The organism is Arthrobacter silviterrae (assembly GCF_011045165.1).
Lineage (GTDB): Bacteria > Actinomycetota > Actinomycetes > Actinomycetales > Micrococcaceae > Specibacter > Specibacter silviterrae.
Genome location: NZ_JAAKZI010000010.1, coordinates 59,490 through 79,755 on the forward strand (window position 1 = coordinate 59,490; position 20,266 = coordinate 79,755).

Sequence of the window (20,266 nt, forward strand, 5' to 3'; positions counted from 1 at the left end):
TTTCGAGGCCGCAGGGCATGGAAAAGGCCTCAAGTCCCCTGTATTCACAAGGGATTTGAGGCCTTCTCAGTGGCGGTGACGGTGGGATTTGAACCCACGTTAGGCTCTCACCTAAACAACATTTCGAGTGTTGCACCTTCGGCCGCTCGGACACGTCACCAACGCGTCAACCTTACCGGGTCGGGGGCCCACTTCAAAAATGGGCCCACAACCGCGGCAAATGGGGGAGGATGGCCCCATGAACAGTGCAACGCAGCGTGCCTGGAGCTGGCACAAGCAAGGCCTGGACGGCTCCCTGGAAGGCCACGGCTCCGGCCGGGTTCTCAGCGCAGCCGGCTGGGCCCGCTCAGTGGGCGGCGCCAACCCCTACCTCACCCTCTTTGCCCGCGCCGGCATCCGCCGCGAGGAGGCGGATGCCGACGTTGCGGCCTTGCGCATCCATGAACTGCCGACGGCGCGCGGCTGCACCTATGTGCTGGGCGCGGACGACTTCGCGTGGGCCCTCACCTTGGGCGCCGGCGCCGCGGAGGCCCAGGCCAAGGTCCTGGACAAGCTCGATGTTCCGCGCAGCGAGCTGGCCGCGCTGGAAGGTGACGTGCTCGCGGTCCTGGGCGCCGGCGTCGGGCATGGGGAAGGAAGCCCGGCAACGCTGGACCCGAAGGAGTTGAAGGACCGGTTGGGAGGATCGGTCCGCAGCCTGGGGGAGGCGGGGAAGAAGAAGGGCGCCTCCACCACCCTGCCGGCCGTCCTGGGACTGCTGCAGGCGGACGGGCGCATCCGGCGCGTTCCCGTCAACGGCCGGCTGGACCAGCAGCGCTATTCATATGCGGCGTGGGGGCTGGAGCCCGCCACGGAGAGCCCCGAACAGGCCCGCGCCCTGTTGATGGAACGGTACCTGGGCTGGACCGGCGGGGCCACGCTGAAGGAAACGCGGTGGTTCACCGCATTCACCGTGGCCCAGACCAAGGCCGCGCTGGCCGGGGCGGGGGCTGTCGAGGCGGACGGGCTGTGGATGCTCCCGGCCGACGCCGACGAGCGTGAAAATTTCGTGGCGCCGAAAGATGAGCAAATCCAGCTGCTGGCCGGAAGTGATTCGCTGTTCCTGTTGCGCCGCAACGCCGCCAGCCACTTTGCCGAGGAGGACGCGGGCAGGCAGCTGGGCAGCACCCGGCTGGCATTGCAGGCGGACCTGCCCGACCACCCCATCGTGGACCGCGGCCGGATCATCGGCCTGTGGCAATACGACCCCGGCGAGGAACGCATCGCCCACTGGCTTTTCGGTGCCCCCACGAAGGCCGTCACGCAGCGGCTCAAGGAGGTTGAGGCGTTCATCCGCGAGGACCTGGGCGACTTCCGCAGCTTCAGCCTGGACTCGCCGTCGAGCCGGCAAAAGCGGATCGACGCACTGAACGCGGCGGGCTGAGCCGTGGGCCTGGGAAGTCTGGGGGCGGAAATCGAACGGGCATCCTGTGCGGCCCGGGTACAGCCGGTGCACATCGGGCCTTGAAACCCGGCCTTTAGCGGTGCCCGCCGAAAAAATCCCTCAACAGGGCCGCGCATTCTTCCTCGCGAACGCCCGGGAAAACTTCCACCCAATGGTTGAGGCGGCGTTCGCGCAGCACATCAAACACGGAGCCCGCAGCACCGGCCTTCTCATCCCACGCGCCAAATACAACACGTGGCACGCGGGCCAGCACGATGGCTCCGGCACACATGGTGCACGGCTCCAGCGTGACCACCAGCGTGCACCCCTCCAGCCGCCAGGTCCCGAGCCGGGCGGCAGCCTCCCGGATGGCCACCACCTCCGCGTGCGCCGTCGGATCCCCGTGCGCCTCTCGTTCGTTGCGGCCCGCACCCAGCACTCCGCCGTCGGGCCCCAGGACGACGGCGCCAATCGGCACGTCCCCCGTCTCCGGGGCACGGCGGGCCTCCGCCAGCGCCAGGCCCATCCACCCGGCGTGCAGGGCCGTGGCGGGGGTCTCGATTGGGCTGGGTTTCGACGTGGAGGGCACGGCTCAATGGTAGCTTTTATCTATGCGCGTACTGGTTGCGGATCATCCGCTGATTGCCCACAAATTGACCGTCCTGCGGGACAAGACCACCCCGTCCCCCGTTTTCCGGCAGCTGACCGAAGAGCTGGTCACCCTGCTGGCCTATGAGGCAACCCGCGAAGTGCGCGTGGAACCGGTCAACATCGAGACGCCGGTGTCCCCGACCGTTGGGACCGGCCTGAGCAAGCCCACGCCGCTGGTGGTGCCGATCCTGCGTGCCGGGCTGGGCATGCTGGAGGGCATGACCCGACTGCTGCCCACCGCCGAAGTGGGCTTCCTGGGCATGGCCCGCAATGAGGAAACCCTCGAGGCCATCACCTACGCCGAGCGCCTGCCGGAGGACCTGACGGGACGCCAGGTGTACGTCCTGGACCCCATGCTGGCCACCGGCGGCACCCTGATTGAGGCGTTCAAGTTCCTCTTTGACCGCGGCGCCGCGGACATCACGTGCATCTGCCTGCTGGCCGCACCCGAGGGCCTGGCGAAGCTGGAAGCGGCGCACGGGGATCGCGACAATGTCCACGTGGTGCTCGCCTCGATCGACGAGGGCCTGAACGAAAAGTCCTACATTGTCCCCGGCCTGGGCGACGCCGGGGACCGCCTGTACGGGGTCGTCGACTAACCGTTTCGGATTTCCGGCGGTCATGCCCTCCCGAGTATGCAGCAATGGCGACTTAGGCCCAGCCTAAGTCGCCATTGCTGCATACTGACTGCGGGGTCAGTAGACCGCGGGGTCAGTACCAGCCGACGGCGTTGGAGTGGCCCCAGGCGCCGCACGGGCTGCCGTAGCGGCCCTCAATGTAGCCAAGGCCCCAGTTGATCTGCGTCTTGTAGTTGGTGCGGTAGTCCGCGCCCGCCACGGACATCTTCTCCGCCGGGAGCGACTGGGCAATGCCATACGCACCGCTGGAGGCGTTTTCGGCCGACGTCAGCCAGCTGGATTCGCGGTTCCACAGCTGCGTCAGGCAGCTCATCTGGTCGGCGCCCCAGCCGTGCGCGGCCAACTGGCCGGCGGCGTACTGCTGTGCCGCGGCGGGGTCGTCCACCAGAACGGGGGCGGCGGCCTTGGTGGCGGCAGGCGCGGCAGCCTTTGTGGCCGGCGGCGTGGCCACCGGCGTGACGGCGTCGGCCGCACCGCTGAGGGACTGGGAAGTGGCCTTGGCGGCCTTGGTGGAACTCACCTGGATGCGGGAAAAGTCAATGGCAACGTCTGTGGGCGCTGAGATGGCCGACGGCGCGGCGCTGGCCTGGGTGCCGCCGGAGACAAGGCTCGCGGAGGCCAAGCCGGCGGTTGCGTTGTTGGTGGCGGCCTGGGCCAGCCCTCCGCCGGCCAGCAGCGCCCCGGCCACGGCAACAATGGCCATGCGCTTGGCAGGTCCGGCGACCTTGGCGTCAGTGTGGGAGGCCTTGCGGGCTTCGCGGCGGGAGACGGAGCGAACGGGTTCGGCGCGGCGGCGGCCGTGCTGGGGTGCTGCGGACATAGGGATATAGCCTCTCTACGCCTGCGAGGTGAGCTGTCGGGAACGGACTAGAGCATCCGGCCGCGCGGCGCAGGCATGTGCTGCGCACGTCATCGGCTTAACCCCAAGGGTCTCCATGGAGGAGACCCGCAAAAATTGGGTCCCCCGTCTCTGCCGTCTGGTATGAACGGGAAATGGGCGGCGGCAGAGCTCGGCGAACCGTCCATTTGTGCCAAGGAACCGTGGATGGTTCGGCGGGCACGAAGTCCACCCTACCGAAGCAAGGCCCAAAAGTCACATTTTGGTAACGGAGTGACCATCCTGACATTTACTTAGCAATGCTAATGACCTATGCTAAGTAATAGAAAACACGAAGCCAGTGACGCCAGGACTATACGCAACTTATGATTACTTCCTCAGCAACGCCCCCGGCTGCCCGCACGGCAGCTCCGCCATCCAAGCGCCAGGCAGGTGCCGGATTGCTGGCTGCCGAGCTGAGGGTGGCCATCATGCGCTCCTCCCGCCGGCTCCGCGCCGAAGCAGCGTCCCGTGACATCAGCCCGGGCCAGTATTCAGTGCTCGCGGCCATCCTCCACGGCCCCCTGACGGTGGGACAACTGGCCGAGCGGGAAATGATCCAGGCTCCGTCCATGACCCGGATCGTCAACGGGCTCGAATCCGCCGGCTATGTCACCCGCGGGGAGAACCCGCTGGACAAGCGGCAGGTGCTGGTGCAAATCACCGAGGACGGCTCGGCCATCCTGCGCAAGGCCAGGTCCCGGCGCACCCAGTGGCTCGCCAAGAGGGTGGCGGCGCTGAGCCCGGAGGAACGCGAGACCCTGCGCGAAGCGGCCCGCATCCTGCAGGAGATGAGCGCCGTTTGAATTCCATGTTCAGGGCGCTGAAGGTTTTCAACTACCGCCTGTGGGTGACAGGGGCGCTGGTGTCCAACATCGGCACCTGGATGCAGCGCGTGGCACAGGACTGGCTGGTGCTGACCATCCTCACCAACAATTCCGGCACAGCCGCGGGCATCACCACCGGCCTGCAGTTCCTGCCCATCGTCTTCCTGGGGCCGTTTGCCGGGCTGCTGGGCGACCGGGTCAACAAGCGCAAGCTCCTGCTGTGCACCCAAATGGCCATGGGGCTGTGTGCCCTGCTGCTGGGTCTGCTGGTGGTCACCCACACCGTGGAGCTGTGGCACGTCTACGTCATTGCCTTCCTGCTCGGGGTGGCCAGCGCCTTTGACGCCCCGTCGCGCCAGGCGTTTGTCTCAGAGGTGGTGTCCAAGGAGGACGTGCCCAACGCCGTCGCCCTTAACGGCGCCTCCTTCAACCTGGCCCGCCTGGCCGGCCCCGGCATTGCCGGCGTGGTGATTGCCCTGTTCGGCACCGGGCCGGCATTCCTGATCAACGCGGCCAGCTTTGTGGCCGTGATCTTCTCCCTGTGGCGCATGCGCGTCTCCGAGTTGCAGCCTGTTGCCAGAGTGCCGCGCGGCAAGGGGCAGATTCGCGAGGGGTTTGCCTACATCCGCCACCGTCCGGACCTCATGATGATCATGGTGCTGGTGTTCATGGTGGGCACGTTTGGGATGAACTTCCAGATCACCAACGCGCTGATGGCCACCACCGTCTTCCACCTAGGCCCGGGCGAATACGGGCTGCTGGGCTCCGTCATGGCCATTGGCACGCTAGCCGCAGCCCTGATGGCCGCCCGGCGCAAGAACATGCGCATGCTCTACATAGTTGGCGGGGCCCTGGCCTTTGGCGGCACCGTGGCCATCGCAGCGTTCATGCCGTCCTTTGCCCTTTATGCCGTGGCACTGGTCCCGGTGGGCCTGGCGGCGCTGACCTTCATGAATGCCTGCAACACCACCGTCCAGCTCAACACGGACGCGGCCATGCGCGGGCGCGTCCTGGCCGTGTACATGGTGGTCCTGCAGGGCGGCACCCCCATCGGTGCGCCGCTGGTGGGCTGGATCGCCACCGAATTCGGCGCCCGCTGGTCCCTGGGCATCGGGGCGGTGGTGGCCATCGCCTCCGCACTGGTGGCCCTGGTCATGATGAACCGGCGGAACCATGTGCGGATCCGCGACCAATTCCGCAGCCTGCGCCCGTTCACGGTGGCGCACGCCCTCCACCGTTGAGGAGCCCGACGGCGGGGCCGCTGGGTGGGTTTCGGGTGAACTTTTGTTGCCTTAACGTCAAAGTCTGGGAAAATGCCCGGCGTTGCAAGCGGCTTGCGGAGGGCATCCTAGCCATGCTTTTTTGACGCGTGAACTTATTTCTTCATAATTGCCATGTTGCCGAATTTTGCAACGTCACAATCGCGAAATAGATCAATAAATTCAACTCACGGCGTCACAATCCGTCGATGTGAGACCAAGCGTACCTTGTTACCTTTATCACAATGGGTGCAAAAATCTCACAGAGTGGACGTTTTGGCCCTTTGTTACTTGCAAGTTCGGAATATTACGTAGGACACTGGCGAGTGTGAACACCCACTCAGTGAATTCTGCAGCCGCAGCAACTGTCCATTGCAACCCATCTGGACGGGCCCTGTGTAGTTGTCGAATGCAGGCCTAGCTCACAACCCTTACGAACTAGGCATTTTTGGCCCTGTGGCCGGCCCCTGGCGGGGCATTTGGTTCCGGTATACGGAACACATGAGGAAAGCATTCGCGCCGTAGCTTACGGCCATACACCGAGGTAGTTCAATGTCTGTAGCATCCGGATACGTCCACATTTCTGTTCGCAATGCCGCCAAGGCCGTGGCCCGCGGGGCGCAAAACCCGCTGAACCGCGGCTACCACGACGACCATGCCGTCTACGGCAACCCGGCAGCCTACCGCCGCGACGCCGATTCGGCCGCGGCCCGGCTGCGCGCCGTGCCGGCAGCCGAGACCCACCCCATGACGGCGCCCATCCCCGTGATTTCCGGCAGCGACAAGCTGCGCGGCGTGGCCCCCGACAACGTGGCGCGCGGCTTCGTGCTGTACGTGGGCGTGGACGAGGACACGGCCGCAGCGGCCGGCACTTCCCTGGCCAAGCTGGCCCAGGACATCCGGGCCTATGCCCAGGCCCTGGTGCCGCAGGCCCAAAGCTACGCGGCCGTGGCCATCGCGCCGTCGGACGCCGTCGGCTCCGCCCTCGATGTGGTCCGCTCCACTTTCGGCGACCCCACGGTGGCCAACCGCCAGCGCCAGGAAGCCGTGCGCGTCCCGGCCCCCGCCGAGCACCGGCCCTCCGGCGTGCTCATCGACCTGGCCCGCCGCGAGGTCCACCTGGACGGCGAGACGCTGAACCTCACGTTCAAGGAATTTGAGCTGCTGAACTACCTTGTGGAAAACGGCACCCGCACCGTGGGCCGCGATGAACTCCTCGAGGGCCTGTGGGGCAACGCCGACGAAGTCCCGAATGAGCGCACCATTGACGTGCACATCCGCCGCCTCCGCTCCAAGTTGGGACGCCTGGCCAACACCGTCCGCACCGTCCGTGGCGAAGGCTACCGCTTCTACGAGCACCCCGAAGTGGTTGTCTGGGCCGCCCCCGAGTACTCGATCTAGCAACCGGCCTGGCACTTTTTTCCAAGCACGACGGCGGTCCCCTCACGCAGGTGCCGGGGGCCGCCGTCGTGCTGGCACAAGAGTCACTAAGCTTTGACCATGAGCGAACACCACCTGAAACGACTGGTCCTGATGCGCCACGCCAAGGCGGCCTTTCCGCTTGGCGTGGAGGACCATGAGCGGCCCCTTGCCCAGCGAGGCCACCGCGAGGCGCCGCTGGCCGGCAAGTGGCTGGTGGAGAACAACGTGCTGCCGGACTTCATCCTGTGTTCCTCGGCCCTGCGCACCCGCCAGACCTGCACATGGGTGTGCCAGCAGCTGGGGGACAAGGCGCCCACGCCCAAGCTCGAGGACGGCCTCTACGCTGCGGGCGCGCTGCCCATGCTGTCGGTGATCAACCATGTCCCGGAAACCGTCACCACCTTGATGGTCATCAGCCACATGCCGGGCATACAAAACCTGGCCCTGCGGCTGGCGTCCCGGGACTCGGACCAGGATGCCTACATGTCCCTGGCCACCGGCTACCCCACCAGTGCCTTTGCCGTGCTGGAGCACGACGGCGACTGGGCCACCCTCGATGGCCAGGATGCGCGCGTGACAAACTTTGTGGTGCCGCGCTAGGCCGCTTCCTGTACTTTTCCTACACCGCGATTTCCGGCATGAGGGTTTTCAGCGTCCACGTCTTGTGCTTCCGGACGGCGGCCCAGGCCAGCAGCCCGCCCAGCAGCGTGTACCCGATCAGGCCCAGGACGATGGGCACCAGCGGGGCCAGCTCGGCCCCGTAAATCAGGTGCCGCATGCCCTCCACCACGTGCCCCATGGGCAGCACCTGGTGCATGATGTGCAGCGGCTCCGGGGTGGTCTGCCACGGGAACGTGCCGCCGGAGGAGACCAGCTGGAGCACCAGCAGGATCAGGACTACAAATTTTCCGGGCGTGCCCATCAGCGCCACGATGCCCTGGATGAGCGCGGTGAACGCCATGGATGCCAGCACCAGCAGTCCCAGCGTCAGCCACGGATGGCTGGGGGAAAGCCCCAGGCCAAGGACCACCACCCCGTATAGCAGCAGCGCCTGGGCCGTGGAGACGGCGGCAAACGGCAGCCACCCGCCCACGGCAATCTTCCAGGACGGCGCATTGGAGGCGAGGGCGCGCTGTGTCAGCGGGCGCATGGCCTGCACCAGCATGAACGCGCCGATCCACAGCGCCAGCACCAGGAAGAACGGGGCCAGCCCGGAACCGTAGTTGGCGGCGCGTGCCTGCGAGAGGGAATCCACCCGGATGGGGTCCGCGATGACTCCGGAGGCATTCTGCTTGTCCGCGTCGTTGGGGTCGGGGACGGAGCCGGCACCACTGCGCAGCTGGGTGGACAGTTCGCCCGCCCCCGCGGCAAGCTTCGCCGAGCCGTCCTTCAAACTCGCGGCGCCGGCGTCGAGCTTGTGCGCCCCGGCGTCGAGCTGGTTGGCACCATCCAGGGCCGCACCCTGCCCCGCGGCCAGGGTGGCTGCCCCGGAGGAGAGCTGCCCTGCACCTGCGTGCGCCTGCCCGACGGCGCCCGTGAGGGCGGGTGCCGAGGCCGCCAGCTGGCTGGCGCCGTCCGCCACGGCCTGTGAGCCGGCCGCCAGCTTCTGGATGTCCGCCGCGTCCGTGGCCAGCTTCGCCTTGAGGTCCGTGACGGCCGGGCTGGAGGTGGCGCCGGCCAGCTGTGCCTTGATCTGTGCGGATTGTGCCGGTGTGATGGTTCCCGCGGCCACCAGCCCGGACAGCTTGTCGTTAATGGCCGTGGTGGCTGCCGAATCCAGCTGCCCGGCCGTGCCGATGGCGCCCTGGACCTTGGTGTTGAGAGCTGCATTGCCGGCAGCGACGGCGGCCGCGCCGTCGGCCAGTTTGCGGCTGTCAGCGGGCAGCGTTGCCGTCTGGTCCTGGAGCTGGCCCAGCCCCTTGTCGAGTGCGGCCGCGCCGGAAAGCAGCTGGTTGCTGCCGGCCACCAGTTTGACCTGCCCCGCGGCCAGCGCATCGGCGCCCGTCACCAGTTCGCCGGTGCCGGTTTTCAGGGTGCCCACGCCCGTGTCAAGGGTGGTGGCACCATCGGCCAGCTGCTTCGCGCCGTCTGCCGCCTTGACCAGCTGGGCATGAATGGTTCCATAGCCGGTCAGCAGGGCATTGGCCGTCTGCTGCCCCACCTCCTTGGCCACTGATTCGTGCACCTGCGTGGTCACCTTGTCCACAATGGAGGTCAGCAGGTAGTTGTTGGCGTCGTTGGTGGTCACGCTCATCATGGCCTGCGTGGCCGCGTTGAAGTTCTCCGGCGAGGCCAGGTTCTTGGAGAAGTCCTTCGGGATGGTCAAGGCAAAGGCATAGTCGCCGTTCTGGACGCCGGCGTTGGCCGCTTCCGGGGTGTCCACGATCTTCCAGTCAAACTTCTTGCCGTCCACCAGGTTCTTGGCCACGTCCTGGCCCACGTGCAGTTCCTTGCCGTCCTTGGTTACGGCGCCGGCGTCCTGGACCACCACGGCAGCCTGCAGCTGGTCCAGGTTCGAATAGGGGTCCCAGTTTGCGTACAGGTAGACGGCGCCGTAGAGCAGCGGAACCATTACCAGGGCCACAATGGTCAGCTTCGGCAGCATTCCGCCGGTCATGCGTTTGAGCTCTGAGAGCGCCAGTCGAAAGACTGTCATTGCACGTCGCCGCCTTCCGTGTTGGTGGTGTCCGATTCCGGTGCTTCGGCGGGTTCGGCCTGTGGTGGTTCCGGGGTGTCGACCGGTTCGGGAGGCAAATTCGACTCATCCGGCTCGGCAGCCGGTGGTTCGGGGGATTCCGCTGGTTCGGCCTGCTCGGCAGGTTCATCGGATTCGGCTGCCCGTGGTTCGGGTGGTTCGGGTGGTTCGGGCGTTTCAGCTGGTTCGGCCGGCTCGGCGGGTCCAGTCACGGGAGCCATCTCCTGCCCGGCTGCCGCCGTCGGGCCGGTCCAGCCGTCCGGGATCCTGCCCACCACCCCGATGACGATGACCTCGCGTGGCGGCAGGCCGGCGTCGTGTGAGTGGCCGATCAGGCCGGCAGCCGCCTGTTCCAGGAGGGGGAGCCAGGCGCTGGCGTCAGCGGTGTGCCGGTCGGGGGAGTCCACCACCAGCAGGTCGACGTCGTGGTCGGCCAGGGCCAGTTCCAGTTGGAGGTGAAGCAGCCGGTTGGGTTCGAGTTCCTCGACCCATTTGTCCAGGATGTCGCGGAAGCCGTGCTTGACCAGCCAGGCGGTGGGACGGGTGCGGTCGCGGAACTTGAAGGGGACCAGTGCCAGGTCCTCGGAGACCAGCGACCGGACGGTCAGGTGGTTCTCCGGGGCATTGACCTCGGGGGAGTCGATGATGGCGCTTCGCTTGCGCAGGGCCGCCATGGCGTGGTCGTGGCCCAGGACCACTGTCCCGCTGCTTGGTTTCATGCGCCCTGTCAGGGCCAGCGCCAGTGCGGTGCGGCGTTCCTGCCCGTCCGCCTGGACAAGCATGACTTGGGCCCGGTTCGCTTCCAGGGAGGTGGGCGGGAGCAGGGTGTGGTGGCGACCTGCGAGGTGAAGTTGCTTGGCTGACAGCACTGTTTGCTCCTGGTCGGAAAAGGCGGCTGCCACAAATCTATCAGAACTGACTGGTCAGTATAAAAATGTGAGACGCAAACGACACTGGCCTGGCGGGTTCGTCGTGCTGGCGCGCCTTGGCCCCGTTCTCGAGACGCCGGAACCAGGAAAGTCGGGGCGGCCCGGCCAGGGCGCTTGGACGTCAGGAAAGGGCCCGGAGCAGTGCCTCGTTGCGGTCCGCAAGGAAGCGCCGGGAGACGTCCGCTTCCGGGGCCAGTCCGTCGGCGCCGTGGTAGACCCCTGCGTAAACCTGAAGTTCGGCGGCCACGCCGGCACGGAGCAGGCGTGCCGCGTAGTCGATGTCCTCGTCGCGGAAGACGTCGAGTTCACCCACCTGGATGAAGGCGGGCGGCAGGCCGGCCAGATCAGCGGCCCGGGACGGTGCTGCGTAGGCGCTGACGGTGCCACTCCCGTAGGACGCCCCGAGAAACCACTTCCAGGCCTGCTGGTTGCGCTCACGGTTCCAGGACGGGATGCCTGAGAACTCCAGGCTGGACGGCGTCTGGTCCCGGTCATCGAGCATGGGGTAGGCCAGGTACTGGAATCTCAGCGGCGGCCCCTGCTGGTCCCTGGCGCGCAGTGCTGTGCCGGCCGCCAGTCCGCCTCCTGCACTGGCACCGCCAATGGCAAGCCGGCCGGGGTCAATGCCCAGCACCGCTGCGTTCTCCACTGTCCACAGGAGCCCCTGGTAGGCGTCGTCAAGTGCTGCCGGGAACGGGTACTCCGGAGCCAGCCGGTAGTCCACGGAGACAACAGCAATCCCGGTTGCCGCAGCCAGCCGCAGGCAGAACAGGTCATCCTCAGCCACGCTGCCGGCCACCATTCCACCGCCATGAATCCAATACAGGCAGGGCAGCGGTCCAGTTGCCTGGGTCGCCGTTGCCCGGGCGGGCCGGTAGCAGCGCAGCGCCACGTCCACGCCGCCGGCCTCCGGGGCAACGTGGTCGGTCATGGACACGGCTCCGGTCAGGTCTGCGGGAAGTGTCGCCTGCCGGGCCGTATTCTGCTGCCGCATGGCCACCAGCTGTTCCGGCGTGGCGGGAGGGGTGCGGCCCACCAGGAAGTCCACCCCGGGCTGCAGCTGCGGGTCGACGCGCTCAAAGTAGTTCAAGGTTTCTTCTCCCGTGGGGGCGGGTCAGGCGGTCAGGGCGTCCTTGAACCAGCCGGTGATGGAGGCCGGGTGCGTGATGGCGGTCCCTACGACGACGGCGAACGCACCGGCATCCAGCGCCGCCCGGGCCTGCGCGGGGGTGTGGATGCGGCCCTCGGCAATGAGAGGGGCGTCCAGGCCGGCAGCGGCGATCTGCGCAATGAGTTCCAGGTCCGGGCCGTCAGTCTTGGGCCTTTCGCCCGAGTATCCCGCCAGCGTGGTGCCGATGATGTCCGCCCCCGCCTCGGCGGCTGCGACGGCGTCATCAAGCGAGCCGCAGTCCGCCATGACCAGGGCGTTGGAGCCGGCGTGGATCCCGGCGACGGTCTCGGCCAGGGTGAGCCCGTCCGGGCGGGGGCGCCGGGTGCCGTCAATCGCCACAATGTGGGCGCCGGCGCTGGCACAGGACAGGGCGTGCTGCAGGGTCGGGGTGATGAAAACGCCGCTGTGCCCGTCCTTCCACAGCCCAATCACGGGAACTTCGACGGCGGCACGCGTGAACTGGATGTCCGCGATGCCCTGGACCCGGATCCCGGCGGCCCCGCCAATCACGGCCGACGCAGCCACCTGGGCCGTGGTGCGGGGGTCGCGCATGGGTTCGCCGGGATAAGCCTGCGCGGAGACCACCAGCTGGCCGGCGAGGGAATCGAGGTTGATCAGAGTGTGCGGCACGGGGCGTCTCCTGAATCGGTTGGTGATTAGTATTGGTGCAGGGCCAGGGAGGCGGCGCCCACAATCGCGGCTGAGGCGCCGAGCGAGGCACGCACCACGGAGACATTGGACAGTGGGGCCAGTAGTTCGGCACGCAGTGAGCGCTCCATGGCATCCCACCACAACTCCCCGGAGTCGGCCAATCCGCCGGAAATGACCGCGACGGCCGGGTCCAGGATGTTGACCAGCCCGCCCACGGCCTGGCCCGCAGCGGCGGCCGCCCGGGAAATGACGGCAAGCGCCAGCTCGTCGCCAAGGCGGGCGGCTTCAAACACCGCCCTGGTGTCGGTGAGGCCGGCACTGCCGCCCTCGCGCACATAGGCGCTATGGATGGCGGGGCCGGAGGCAATCGCCTCAACGTGGCCGGCGTGGCCACAGGAACAGGGCAGGGGCCGGGCCTGATGGTAGGCGTACGGCGAGGCGAAGTGCCCCACATGCCCGCCCACAAACCGGTGGCCCAGCAGCGGCTGCCCGTTGACCACAAAACTGCCGCCCACGCCGGTGCCGAACGCCATCATGAGGGACGTTGACGTTCCGGCGGCAGCGCCCAGCCAGGCCTCGCCCAGGGCGTGGGCGTGCACGTCATTGACCGCCGTGGCAGGCAGCCCAAGGCGCTGCCGCAACCCAGCAGTGAGCTGTGTACCGGTCCAGCCCAGGATGGCATCAGTGGCGGAAATGACTGTGCCTTCGACGGCGTTAATGACGCCGGCCGAGCCAATGCCCACGGCGTCCACCACCACTCCACGGGCTGCGGCCTGCTGCACCAGGGACCGGACCAGGGCGGCCGTGGCATCCAGGATGGCGGCGCCGCCGTCGCGGTTCAACGTGGGAATCTGCTCCGTGATGAGCACGGAACCGTCCTCGCCCACCACTCCGGCGGCCGTCTTGGTCCCGCCAAGGTCAACGCCAACTACATACCGCACAAAATTTCCTTCAACGTCCAATTCATGAATACGGGGCTCGCTCCCCAGTTGCTACCACCCGCCCGGGGTCTCGACGCGCTCGGGTCTCGACGCGCTCGGGTCTCGACGCGCTCGCAGAGCTCGCTGCTCGACCACCGACGCTGCTCGACCACCGGGCCGGGGACCGGCTAGATCAGGCCCGTGCGCACCAGGATTGCCTTGATGGCCGCGGTCTCGTCCTCGTCAAGGGAAAGCATGGGGGCGCTCATGACGTTGGTCTTGATGATGCCCATGAGCATCATGGCCGTCTTGAACGCGCCCAGGCCCGCAGCGTTGCCGGACACGCGGCCGGCCTTCGGGGTGTAGACGATGTTGAAGACATCGGTTAGGCGGTCCTGCTCGGCGGCGGCCTTGGCCCAGTCGCCGGCTGCGGCGGCGTCGTACAGGCGGCGGTAGCCGGCCGGGTCCACGTTGCCCAGGCCCGGGACAACGCCCTGGGCGCCGCCCAGCAGTGCGCCGTCCACTACAACCTCGTGGCCGGTGAAGATGTCAAAGTTCGGGATGTCGCGGGCGGCGATGGACAGCTGGCGGAAGGAAACGTCGTCGCCGGAAGAGTCCTTCACACCGGCAATGACGCCGTCGCGGCCCAGTTCCAGCAGGAGATCCAGGGGCAGCTTGAAGTGGGTGCGCACGGGGACGTCGTAGGCGAAGACGGGGACATCCACGGAGGCGGCTACGGCGCGGAAGTGGCGGCCATTCTCCTCGGCGTTGCTGATGGCGTAGTACTGGCTGGTGGCCACGATGCCGTCGGCGCCGAGGGACACGGCGCGGGCCGCTTCCTCGATGACACGGTTGGTGGTCTGCTCCACGGCGCCGGCCAGCACAGGGACCTGGCCGGCGTTGACGCCCACGATGGTGCGCAGCACGGTGTCGCGCTCATCGTTGGTCAGGTGGGTGACCTCGCCGGACGAGCCGTTGACAAACAGGCCGGTGACGCCGCCGTCGAGCAGGTGGCGGGTGACGTTCTCCAGGGAGGGGACGTCGATGGCGCCGTCAGCCGTGCGGGGGGTGACGACGGGCGGGATGACGCCCTGGAAACGGGAAGCGACGGTTGTCACGGTAATTACTCCAAATTTTTCTTGAGGGGTGGAAAACAGGGGGAAAGAATCTACAAGTGCAAAAGTGAGGGCGCGGCGCCCAGCAGCTTCTTCGTGTAGTCGTTGGTGGGATGGTCGAAAATCTGCTCCGCACTACCTTCTTCCACGATCTGGCCGAAGTACATGACACAGATGCGGTCGGAAACGTAGCGGACGGTCTGGATGTCATGGCTGATGAACACCATGCCCAGGTTCAGTTCCTTCTTCAGGTCCGAAAGCAGGTTCAGCACCTGCGCGCGGACGGAGACATCCAGTGCTGAGGTGGGTTCATCCGCCACGATGATGTCCGGGTCCAGGGCCAGGGCCCGGGCGATGGCCACGCGTTGGCGCTGCCCGCCGGAAACGTTCGACGGCGTGACCTCGGCTGCCGATTGCGGCAAGCCCACCAGCGCCAGGAGTTCACGGACCTTGGCGATGCGCGATGCGCCGTTGCCAATGCCGTGGACAGCCAGCGGGTCCACCAGGATGTCCTGGATGGTCATGCGCGGGTTCAGGGCCGTGGACGGGTCCTGGAAGACCACCGAGACGGACCGGCCAAACTCCTTGCGCATCGCAGCGTTGCGCTTGATGGCCGGCTTGCCGTGGAAGAGCACTTGGCCGGAGGTGGGCACCTGCAGGCCCACCAGCACCGAGGCCAGTGTGGACTTGCCACAGCCGGATTCGCCCACAATGCCCACCGTCTCGCCACGGCTGATGGAAAAGTCCACACCGTTGACGGCCTTGACGTAGCTGGGCTTGAACAGGCCGCCGGAACGCGTCCGGTGGTGGACGTGCAGGTCCTTCAGCTCAATAACCGGGGTGCCGGCGGCTGCGTCCATGGTGTGCTTGCTCATCGTGCACCTTCCGTTTCTGCGCCGGCAAGGTCTGCCGCGCGTTTGTGGCTGGCCCAGAAGTGGTCCGTTTCAACGCCGTCCCGGGTGATCGGGACAAAGGCCAGCTGCTGCTGGGGGTCTGCGTCGGGGCGCTGGGACCGGCTGGCGAACCTGTCCCCGGGGGCAAATTCGCGCGGCGACGGCACGGTGCCGGGGATCTGGTGGAGCCGCACGGCATCGGACTCGATGGAGAGCACAGCGCCCAGCAGGCCGCGCGTGTATTCGTGGGTGGGGTGGGCCAGCAGCTCCGAGGCCTGCGCCGATTCCACCACCTGGCCGGCGTACATGACGGTGATCTTGTGGGCCAGCGAGGCCACCAGGGCCAGGTCGTGGCTGACAAAAACCATCGCGAAGCCGAGCTGCTCGCGGAGCTCGTTCAGGAGGTCCACCACCTGCTTTTGCACCGTGACGTCCAGGGCCGTGGTGGGCTCGTCCGCCACCACGATCTTCGGGGAGCGGGACAGTGCCATGGCGATCAGCACGCGCTGGCGCTGGCCGCCGGAGAGCTCATGCGGGTAGCTCTTGAGCGTGCGCACCGGATCCAGCTTGACCAGTTCCAGCAGTTCCGCCGGAGTCTTGCGGCCGTTGCGGCGGGTCAGCTGCAGCAGCTGGTCCTTGATCAGCATGGACGGGTTCAGGGAGCTAAGGGCATCCTGGTAGACCATGGCGATCTGCTCGCCGCGCAGGCCTTCGTAGGCCTTGGCCGAGCTGTGTTTTGTGGCCGGGTCCAGCAGTTCCTTGCCGTCAAACTTGATGGAACCGGTGACCTCGGCCGTTTTGGGCAACAGGCCCATGACGGCCAGGGAGGTGATGGACTTCCCGCAGCCGGACTCGCCCACCAGGCCCATGGTCTCGCCCTCGCGGACGCTGAAGGAGACCTTGTCCACGATGGGAGTATCGCCGTAGCGGCCCGGGAAGCGGATGGAGAGGTCTTTCACTTCCAGGACCACGCGGGCATCCGGGCCCACCTGGGGTAGCCGGTCGCTCCGCTGCAGTTCCACGGCCTGGAGCAGCAAAAGCTCCTTGTCCAGGGCGGCAAAGGGGTTTTCGATGACGGCGCGGGCGGCGGCATCGGCCTTGGCGAGCTCGACGGCGGCAGCTGCCGAACCGTCGTCGTCCTTCACAGGGGCAGCCTTGCGCAGGCGGGGATTGACCATTGCGTCGGTGAGGCCCTCAGCCAAGATGTTCAGTGCCAGGACGGTGAGCAGGATGACCAGGCCGGCGAAGGTGGTGGCCCACCAGCCGCCGGACAGGACCAGGTTGCGGCCGTAGGAGATCACGTTGCCCCAGCTGGGCTCCGGATCCTGGATGCCTGCGCCCAGGAAGGATAGGGACGCCTCGAGGATGATGGCGTCGGCCACCATGACTGTGGCAAAGACCAGCACGGGGGCAGCGGTGTTGCGCACAATGTGCTTGACCATGATGTAGGCGCGGCCGGCGCCGATGACGCGTTCGGCACGCACATAGTCTTCGCCGTACTGGGCCAGGACGTTGGCCCGCACCACGCGGGCCAGCTGCGGGGTGTAAATGATGGCGATGGCCACGATGATGGTGGGGACCGAGTTGCCGAAGGAAGTCAGCAGCACGGCGGCCAGGGCGATGCCCGGGAACGCCATCAGCACGTCCATGATGCGCATGATGGTCTCGTTGACGGCCTTCGACGACGTCGCGGCCAGGGAGCCGAGCACGGCACCGACGACGATGGCCAGGGCCACCGAGCCGAGGCCGATCGTCAGCGACGCCTGGGCACCGTAGAGCAGCCGTGAGAAGACGTCGCGGCCGATCCGGTCGGTGCCGAACCAGTTGGTGCCGCTGGGGGCCTGGGCCGGAACTCCGGTGGCCAGGGGGTCGTGCGGGGCGATCACGGGGGCCAGGATGGCAACGACCACGATGAACAGCAGGAAGATGAGGGCCATTTTGGAGCCCAGTGTCAGGGCCTTGAAACGCAGGCCGGGCGCGCTGAGCCGTTCGGCAAGTTTGCTTCGCATGGCTTAGACCGTCCTGATTCGGGGGTTGATGAGCAGGTAGAGAAGGTCGACCAGGATGTTCACGATCACGAACGTCACGGCGATGACGAGGACCACGCCCTGGACCAGGTTGGTGTCCGAGTTGGTGATGCCGTTGAGGATCTGCTGGCCCATGCCCGGCAGGGAGAAGATCATTTCAATCACGACGGCGCCGCCGAGCAGGTAGCCGATGCGCAGGCCCAGCACGGTCACCGGGGTGACAAGGGCGTTGCGCAGGACGTTTCGGGAGACGACGGTGAAGTACGGGACGCCGTTGCCGATCGCGGTGCGGACGTAGTCTCGGTCCAGTTCCTCAACCATGGAGGTGCGGACCACGCGGATCAGCGAGGCGGAGACGGGGACGGCCAGGGCCAGGGCCGGCAGCGCCATGGAGCTGAGCCAGCCGGCGAAGCCCTCGGAAGGGTCGGCCAGGCCGCCGGAGGGGAACCATGAGTTGTCTCCCAGGGCGAACCATTGGATCAACAGGATGCCCAACCAGAAGGAGGGTGTCGCAATGGCGGCGACGGAGAAGACGCGGATCAGCTGGTCAACCCAGGTGTCGCGGTACAGGGCCGCCAGGACACCGAAAACAAGTGAAATGACAACCGCGATGATCACGCCAACAAACGTTAACTGCAACGTGACGGGGAACGCGCTGGCAATGACATCGACGATGGGCTTGGCTGGCGGGAGGGTCGAACCGAAGTCGCCCGTGATGAGCTTGCCCAGGTAGTGGACATACTGGACGATCAGGGGATCGTTGAAGCCGTTGGCCTGGCGGTACTGGGCCAGCGCCTCGGGTGAAGCGCCCTCGCCCAGTGCGGCGACGGCGCGGTCGCCGGGCGCGAACTGCAGCACCACGAAGACGAGCAGGGTGACACCCAGGATCATCAACGGAAGGGCTGCGAGCCGGCGTCCCAGCAGTCGCAAAAAGTTTGCCAATGTACTTGCTCCGGTTCTATTTGCGTCCCGGCGGGCCGCGTCATAGTAAAGAAAAGTGGAAATGCGCAGGGGCCGCGGCCGGAAGGCCGCGGCCCCTGCTGTTGGAATGCGGGTGCGGAACTACGCGGTCCGGCCCACGCCTACAAACGAAAGGCCCGTGGTGGGCAGCGGTGCGAAGCCCTTGAGCTTCTTGCCGTCCCAGGCGGTGGGCAGCTTGCGGTGGAAGATCGGGTACAGCGGAACGGCGTCGGCAATGATGTCGATGATTTCCTTGTACAGGGCCTTCGCATCAGCATCGGATGCGCCGACTGCTGCGTTGAGCTTGGTCTGGACTTCCTTGTACTCCGGCGTGCCGCTCCAGGCAAAGCGGTTCTTGGCCCAGGTGTTGCCGCGGAAGAACCAGCTCAGGAGGATGTCGGCGTCGTTGCCGAAGACGGACGGGTCGCCGGGGGCGGCTACGACGTCGTAGTTCAGGCCGCCAACCTTGTCGGGGGCGTAGACGGCGGCGGAAGCCAGCGGCTCCAGCGTCGTGGCGACACCAATGGCGTCCCAGTTCTTCTTGATAAGCGGGACCACGTCCTTGACCCAGGCAGTGTCGGTGCTGGTGAGCGTCAGCTTCAGGTTGGTCACGCCGGCGGAGGCCAGCAGGGACTTGGCCTTGGCGGCGTCGAAGCCGTACACCGTGGCTGCCTTCTGGTAATTGGGGCTGCCTTCCTGGAAGTAGGAGGTCGCCGCCGTGCCGTTGCCCAGGAGTGCCGTCTTGATGATGGATTCCTTGTCCAGGGCGTAGTGCAGTGCCTGGCGGACTTCCTTCTTGTCGAACGGCGCGCGGGTCAGGTTGAACATGAGGAACATCAGGCCGAAGGACTGGACGGACTCGACGTCCAGCTTGGCCTTCAGGGCGTCAACGTCCAGGTAGGGGACGTCCTCGATGGCCTCGACGCGGCCGGACTGAGCAGCCGTGACGCGGGCGCTGGCATCGGAAAGCAGGAACCAGGTCATGCCCTTGGCCAGTGCCGGCTTCGGGCCGTTGTAGGCGTCGAAACGTTCGAAGACGATCTTGTCGTCCTTGGCGGCGGAGACGAACTTGTAGGGGCCGGTGCCGATCGGCTTGGCGTCGAAGGCCTTCTGGTCCTTCTCGGCGACGGCCTTCGGAACCACCTTGACCACCGAGATGCGGGGGCCGAAGCCGGCGAACGGGGTGTTGAGCTTGAACTCGACGGTCTTGGCGTCAACCTTCTTCACGGACTCGATGAAGAAGATGAACTGGGCGAACAGGGCCTTGTTGGCCGGGTCCATGACGCGCTCGAACGAGTAGACGACGTCGTCGGTGGTGACGGGGGAGCCGTTGTGGAACGTTGCGCCGTCGCGGATGGTGACCTGGTAGGTCTTGTCGTCAATCTTCTTGGGATCGGAGGCGGCCAGGGCGTTGTAGGGCACGCGCGTTGCCGGGTGCAGTTCCACCAGGCCTTCGAAGATGTGCAGGTTGGCGGCCAGGGGCGTGGCGCCTGAGGAGGACATCGGGTCGAAGCCGGTGGACAGTGAATAGGAGATGCCGGCCTCGATGGTCAGGTCCTTGTTGACTGTTCCGGTGTTGGCTGCGGCGCTGGACTTCGACTTTGACGGTCCTCCGCAGGCGGCGAGGGTGGCCGTGAAGGCCGTTGCCGTCCCAAGGACGCCGGCGGCCTTGAGGAATGTGCGGCGGGATGCCTGGTTGAGGGGCAGGTGCTGAAGAGTGGAGCTCATCTGTGGACTCACCGTTTCGCTTGTTGGTTATCGGATGTAGGACGTCCGATGCTTGATAGAAACTGTAATAGTCGTCACAG

At 66.6% G+C, this 20,266-nt stretch carries 18 protein-coding genes, 1 tRNA gene and 1 riboswitch; of the genes, 6 read left to right on the top strand and 13 right to left on the bottom strand.

Annotation, left to right across the window (positions count from 1 at the left end; translation table 11 throughout):
- Positions 1-70: 70 nt before the first annotated feature.
- Positions 71-160: transfer RNA gene (locus tag G6N77_RS07805), tRNA-Ser, on the bottom strand.
- Between the two features lie 78 nt (positions 161-238).
- On the opposite strand from G6N77_RS07805, the gene G6N77_RS07810 reads away from it, so the two are divergent.
- The gene (locus tag G6N77_RS07810) at positions 239-1,423 is read left to right on the top strand and encodes a DNA glycosylase AlkZ-like family protein (RefSeq protein WP_240901771.1); all 1,185 of its coding nucleotides are present in this window, start codon (positions 239-241) and stop codon (positions 1,421-1,423) included.
- A gap of 94 nt (positions 1,424-1,517) precedes the next feature.
- On the opposite strand, the gene tadA is transcribed toward G6N77_RS07810, so the two are convergent.
- Positions 1,518-1,949, bottom strand: coding sequence for a tRNA adenosine(34) deaminase TadA (tadA, locus tag G6N77_RS07815; RefSeq protein WP_165181513.1), 432 nt, complete (start codon positions 1,947-1,949; stop codon positions 1,518-1,520).
- Positions 1,950-2,034: 85 nt separating this feature from the next.
- Here tadA and upp point away from each other — a divergent pair, with 85 nt between their 5' ends.
- Positions 2,035-2,673, top strand: a complete 639-nt coding sequence (upp, locus tag G6N77_RS07820; protein WP_165181466.1) for a uracil phosphoribosyltransferase — start codon at positions 2,035-2,037, stop codon at positions 2,671-2,673.
- 112 nt (positions 2,674-2,785) lie between these two features.
- On the opposite strand, the gene G6N77_RS07825 is transcribed toward upp, so the two are convergent.
- A complete protein-coding gene (locus G6N77_RS07825; RefSeq protein WP_165181467.1) occupies positions 2,786-3,532 on the bottom strand; it encodes an aggregation-promoting factor C-terminal-like domain-containing protein in 747 nt (248 codons plus the stop codon).
- A gap of 4 nt (positions 3,533-3,536) precedes the next feature.
- Positions 3,537-3,722: riboswitch (cyclic di-AMP (ydaO/yuaA leader) on the bottom strand.
- A 193-nt stretch (positions 3,723-3,915) separates the two neighbouring features.
- On the opposite strand from G6N77_RS07825, the gene G6N77_RS07830 reads away from it, so the two are divergent.
- From G6N77_RS07830 to G6N77_RS07845, 4 genes are all read left to right on the top strand, one after another.
- A complete protein-coding gene (locus G6N77_RS07830; RefSeq protein ID WP_165181468.1) occupies positions 3,916-4,395 on the top strand; it encodes a MarR family winged helix-turn-helix transcriptional regulator in 480 nt (159 codons plus the stop codon).
- Between the two features lie 5 nt (positions 4,396-4,400).
- Positions 4,401-5,657 (top strand): MFS transporter, encoded by a 1,257-nt coding sequence (locus tag G6N77_RS07835; RefSeq protein WP_165181514.1) that lies wholly within the window; start codon positions 4,401-4,403, stop codon positions 5,655-5,657.
- Positions 5,658-6,227: 570 nt separating this feature from the next.
- A complete protein-coding gene (locus G6N77_RS07840; protein ID WP_165181469.1) occupies positions 6,228-7,076 on the top strand; it encodes a winged helix-turn-helix domain-containing protein in 849 nt (282 codons plus the stop codon).
- Between the two features lie 99 nt (positions 7,077-7,175).
- On the top strand, positions 7,176-7,697 hold the full coding sequence (locus tag G6N77_RS07845) for a SixA phosphatase family protein (protein ID WP_165181470.1): 522 nt from the start codon (positions 7,176-7,178) through the stop codon (positions 7,695-7,697).
- 19 nt (positions 7,698-7,716) lie between these two features.
- Here the strand turns inward: G6N77_RS07845 and G6N77_RS07850 are convergent, their stop codons facing one another.
- The 10 genes from G6N77_RS07850 to G6N77_RS07895 all read right to left on the bottom strand — a co-directional run bounded on the left by G6N77_RS07850 (position 7,717) and on the right by G6N77_RS07895 (position 20,186).
- Positions 7,717-9,753, bottom strand: a complete 2,037-nt coding sequence (locus G6N77_RS07850) for a YhgE/Pip family protein (RefSeq protein WP_165181471.1) — start codon at positions 9,751-9,753, stop codon at positions 7,717-7,719.
- The gene (locus G6N77_RS07855) at positions 9,750-10,694 is read right to left on the bottom strand and encodes an ABC transporter ATP-binding protein (RefSeq protein WP_205678110.1); all 945 of its coding nucleotides are present in this window, start codon (positions 10,692-10,694) and stop codon (positions 9,750-9,752) included. The genes G6N77_RS07850 and G6N77_RS07855 overlap by 4 nt, the downstream gene beginning before the upstream one ends.
- 148 nt (positions 10,695-10,842) lie before the next feature.
- Positions 10,843-11,811 carry an alpha/beta hydrolase gene (locus tag G6N77_RS07860; RefSeq protein WP_205678111.1) on the bottom strand — a complete coding sequence of 323 codons (969 nt, stop codon included), beginning with the start codon at positions 11,809-11,811 and terminating at the stop codon, positions 10,843-10,845.
- A gap of 24 nt (positions 11,812-11,835) precedes the next feature.
- Positions 11,836-12,522, bottom strand: coding sequence for an N-acetylmannosamine-6-phosphate 2-epimerase (locus tag G6N77_RS07865; protein ID WP_165181472.1), 687 nt, complete (start codon positions 12,520-12,522; stop codon positions 11,836-11,838).
- Between the two features lie 26 nt (positions 12,523-12,548).
- On the bottom strand, positions 12,549-13,484 hold the full coding sequence (locus G6N77_RS07870; protein ID WP_165181473.1) for an ROK family protein: 936 nt from the start codon (positions 13,482-13,484) through the stop codon (positions 12,549-12,551).
- Between the two features lie 167 nt (positions 13,485-13,651).
- The gene (locus G6N77_RS07875) at positions 13,652-14,581 is read right to left on the bottom strand and encodes a dihydrodipicolinate synthase family protein (protein ID WP_165181474.1); all 930 of its coding nucleotides are present in this window, start codon (positions 14,579-14,581) and stop codon (positions 13,652-13,654) included.
- Positions 14,582-14,631: 50 nt separating this feature from the next.
- The gene (locus tag G6N77_RS07880) at positions 14,632-15,453 is read right to left on the bottom strand and encodes an ATP-binding cassette domain-containing protein (protein WP_240901772.1); all 822 of its coding nucleotides are present in this window, start codon (positions 15,451-15,453) and stop codon (positions 14,632-14,634) included.
- The gene (locus tag G6N77_RS07885) at positions 15,450-17,480 is read right to left on the bottom strand and encodes a dipeptide/oligopeptide/nickel ABC transporter permease/ATP-binding protein (RefSeq protein ID WP_165181475.1); all 2,031 of its coding nucleotides are present in this window, start codon (positions 17,478-17,480) and stop codon (positions 15,450-15,452) included. The genes G6N77_RS07880 and G6N77_RS07885 overlap by 4 nt, the downstream gene beginning before the upstream one ends.
- Before the next feature lie 3 nt (positions 17,481-17,483).
- Positions 17,484-18,389 (bottom strand): ABC transporter permease, encoded by a 906-nt coding sequence (locus G6N77_RS07890; RefSeq protein WP_205678118.1) that lies wholly within the window; start codon positions 18,387-18,389, stop codon positions 17,484-17,486.
- A gap of 171 nt (positions 18,390-18,560) precedes the next feature.
- The gene (locus G6N77_RS07895) at positions 18,561-20,186 is read right to left on the bottom strand and encodes an ABC transporter substrate-binding protein (RefSeq protein WP_165181477.1); all 1,626 of its coding nucleotides are present in this window, start codon (positions 20,184-20,186) and stop codon (positions 18,561-18,563) included.
- Between the last annotated feature and the right edge of the window lie 80 nt (positions 20,187-20,266).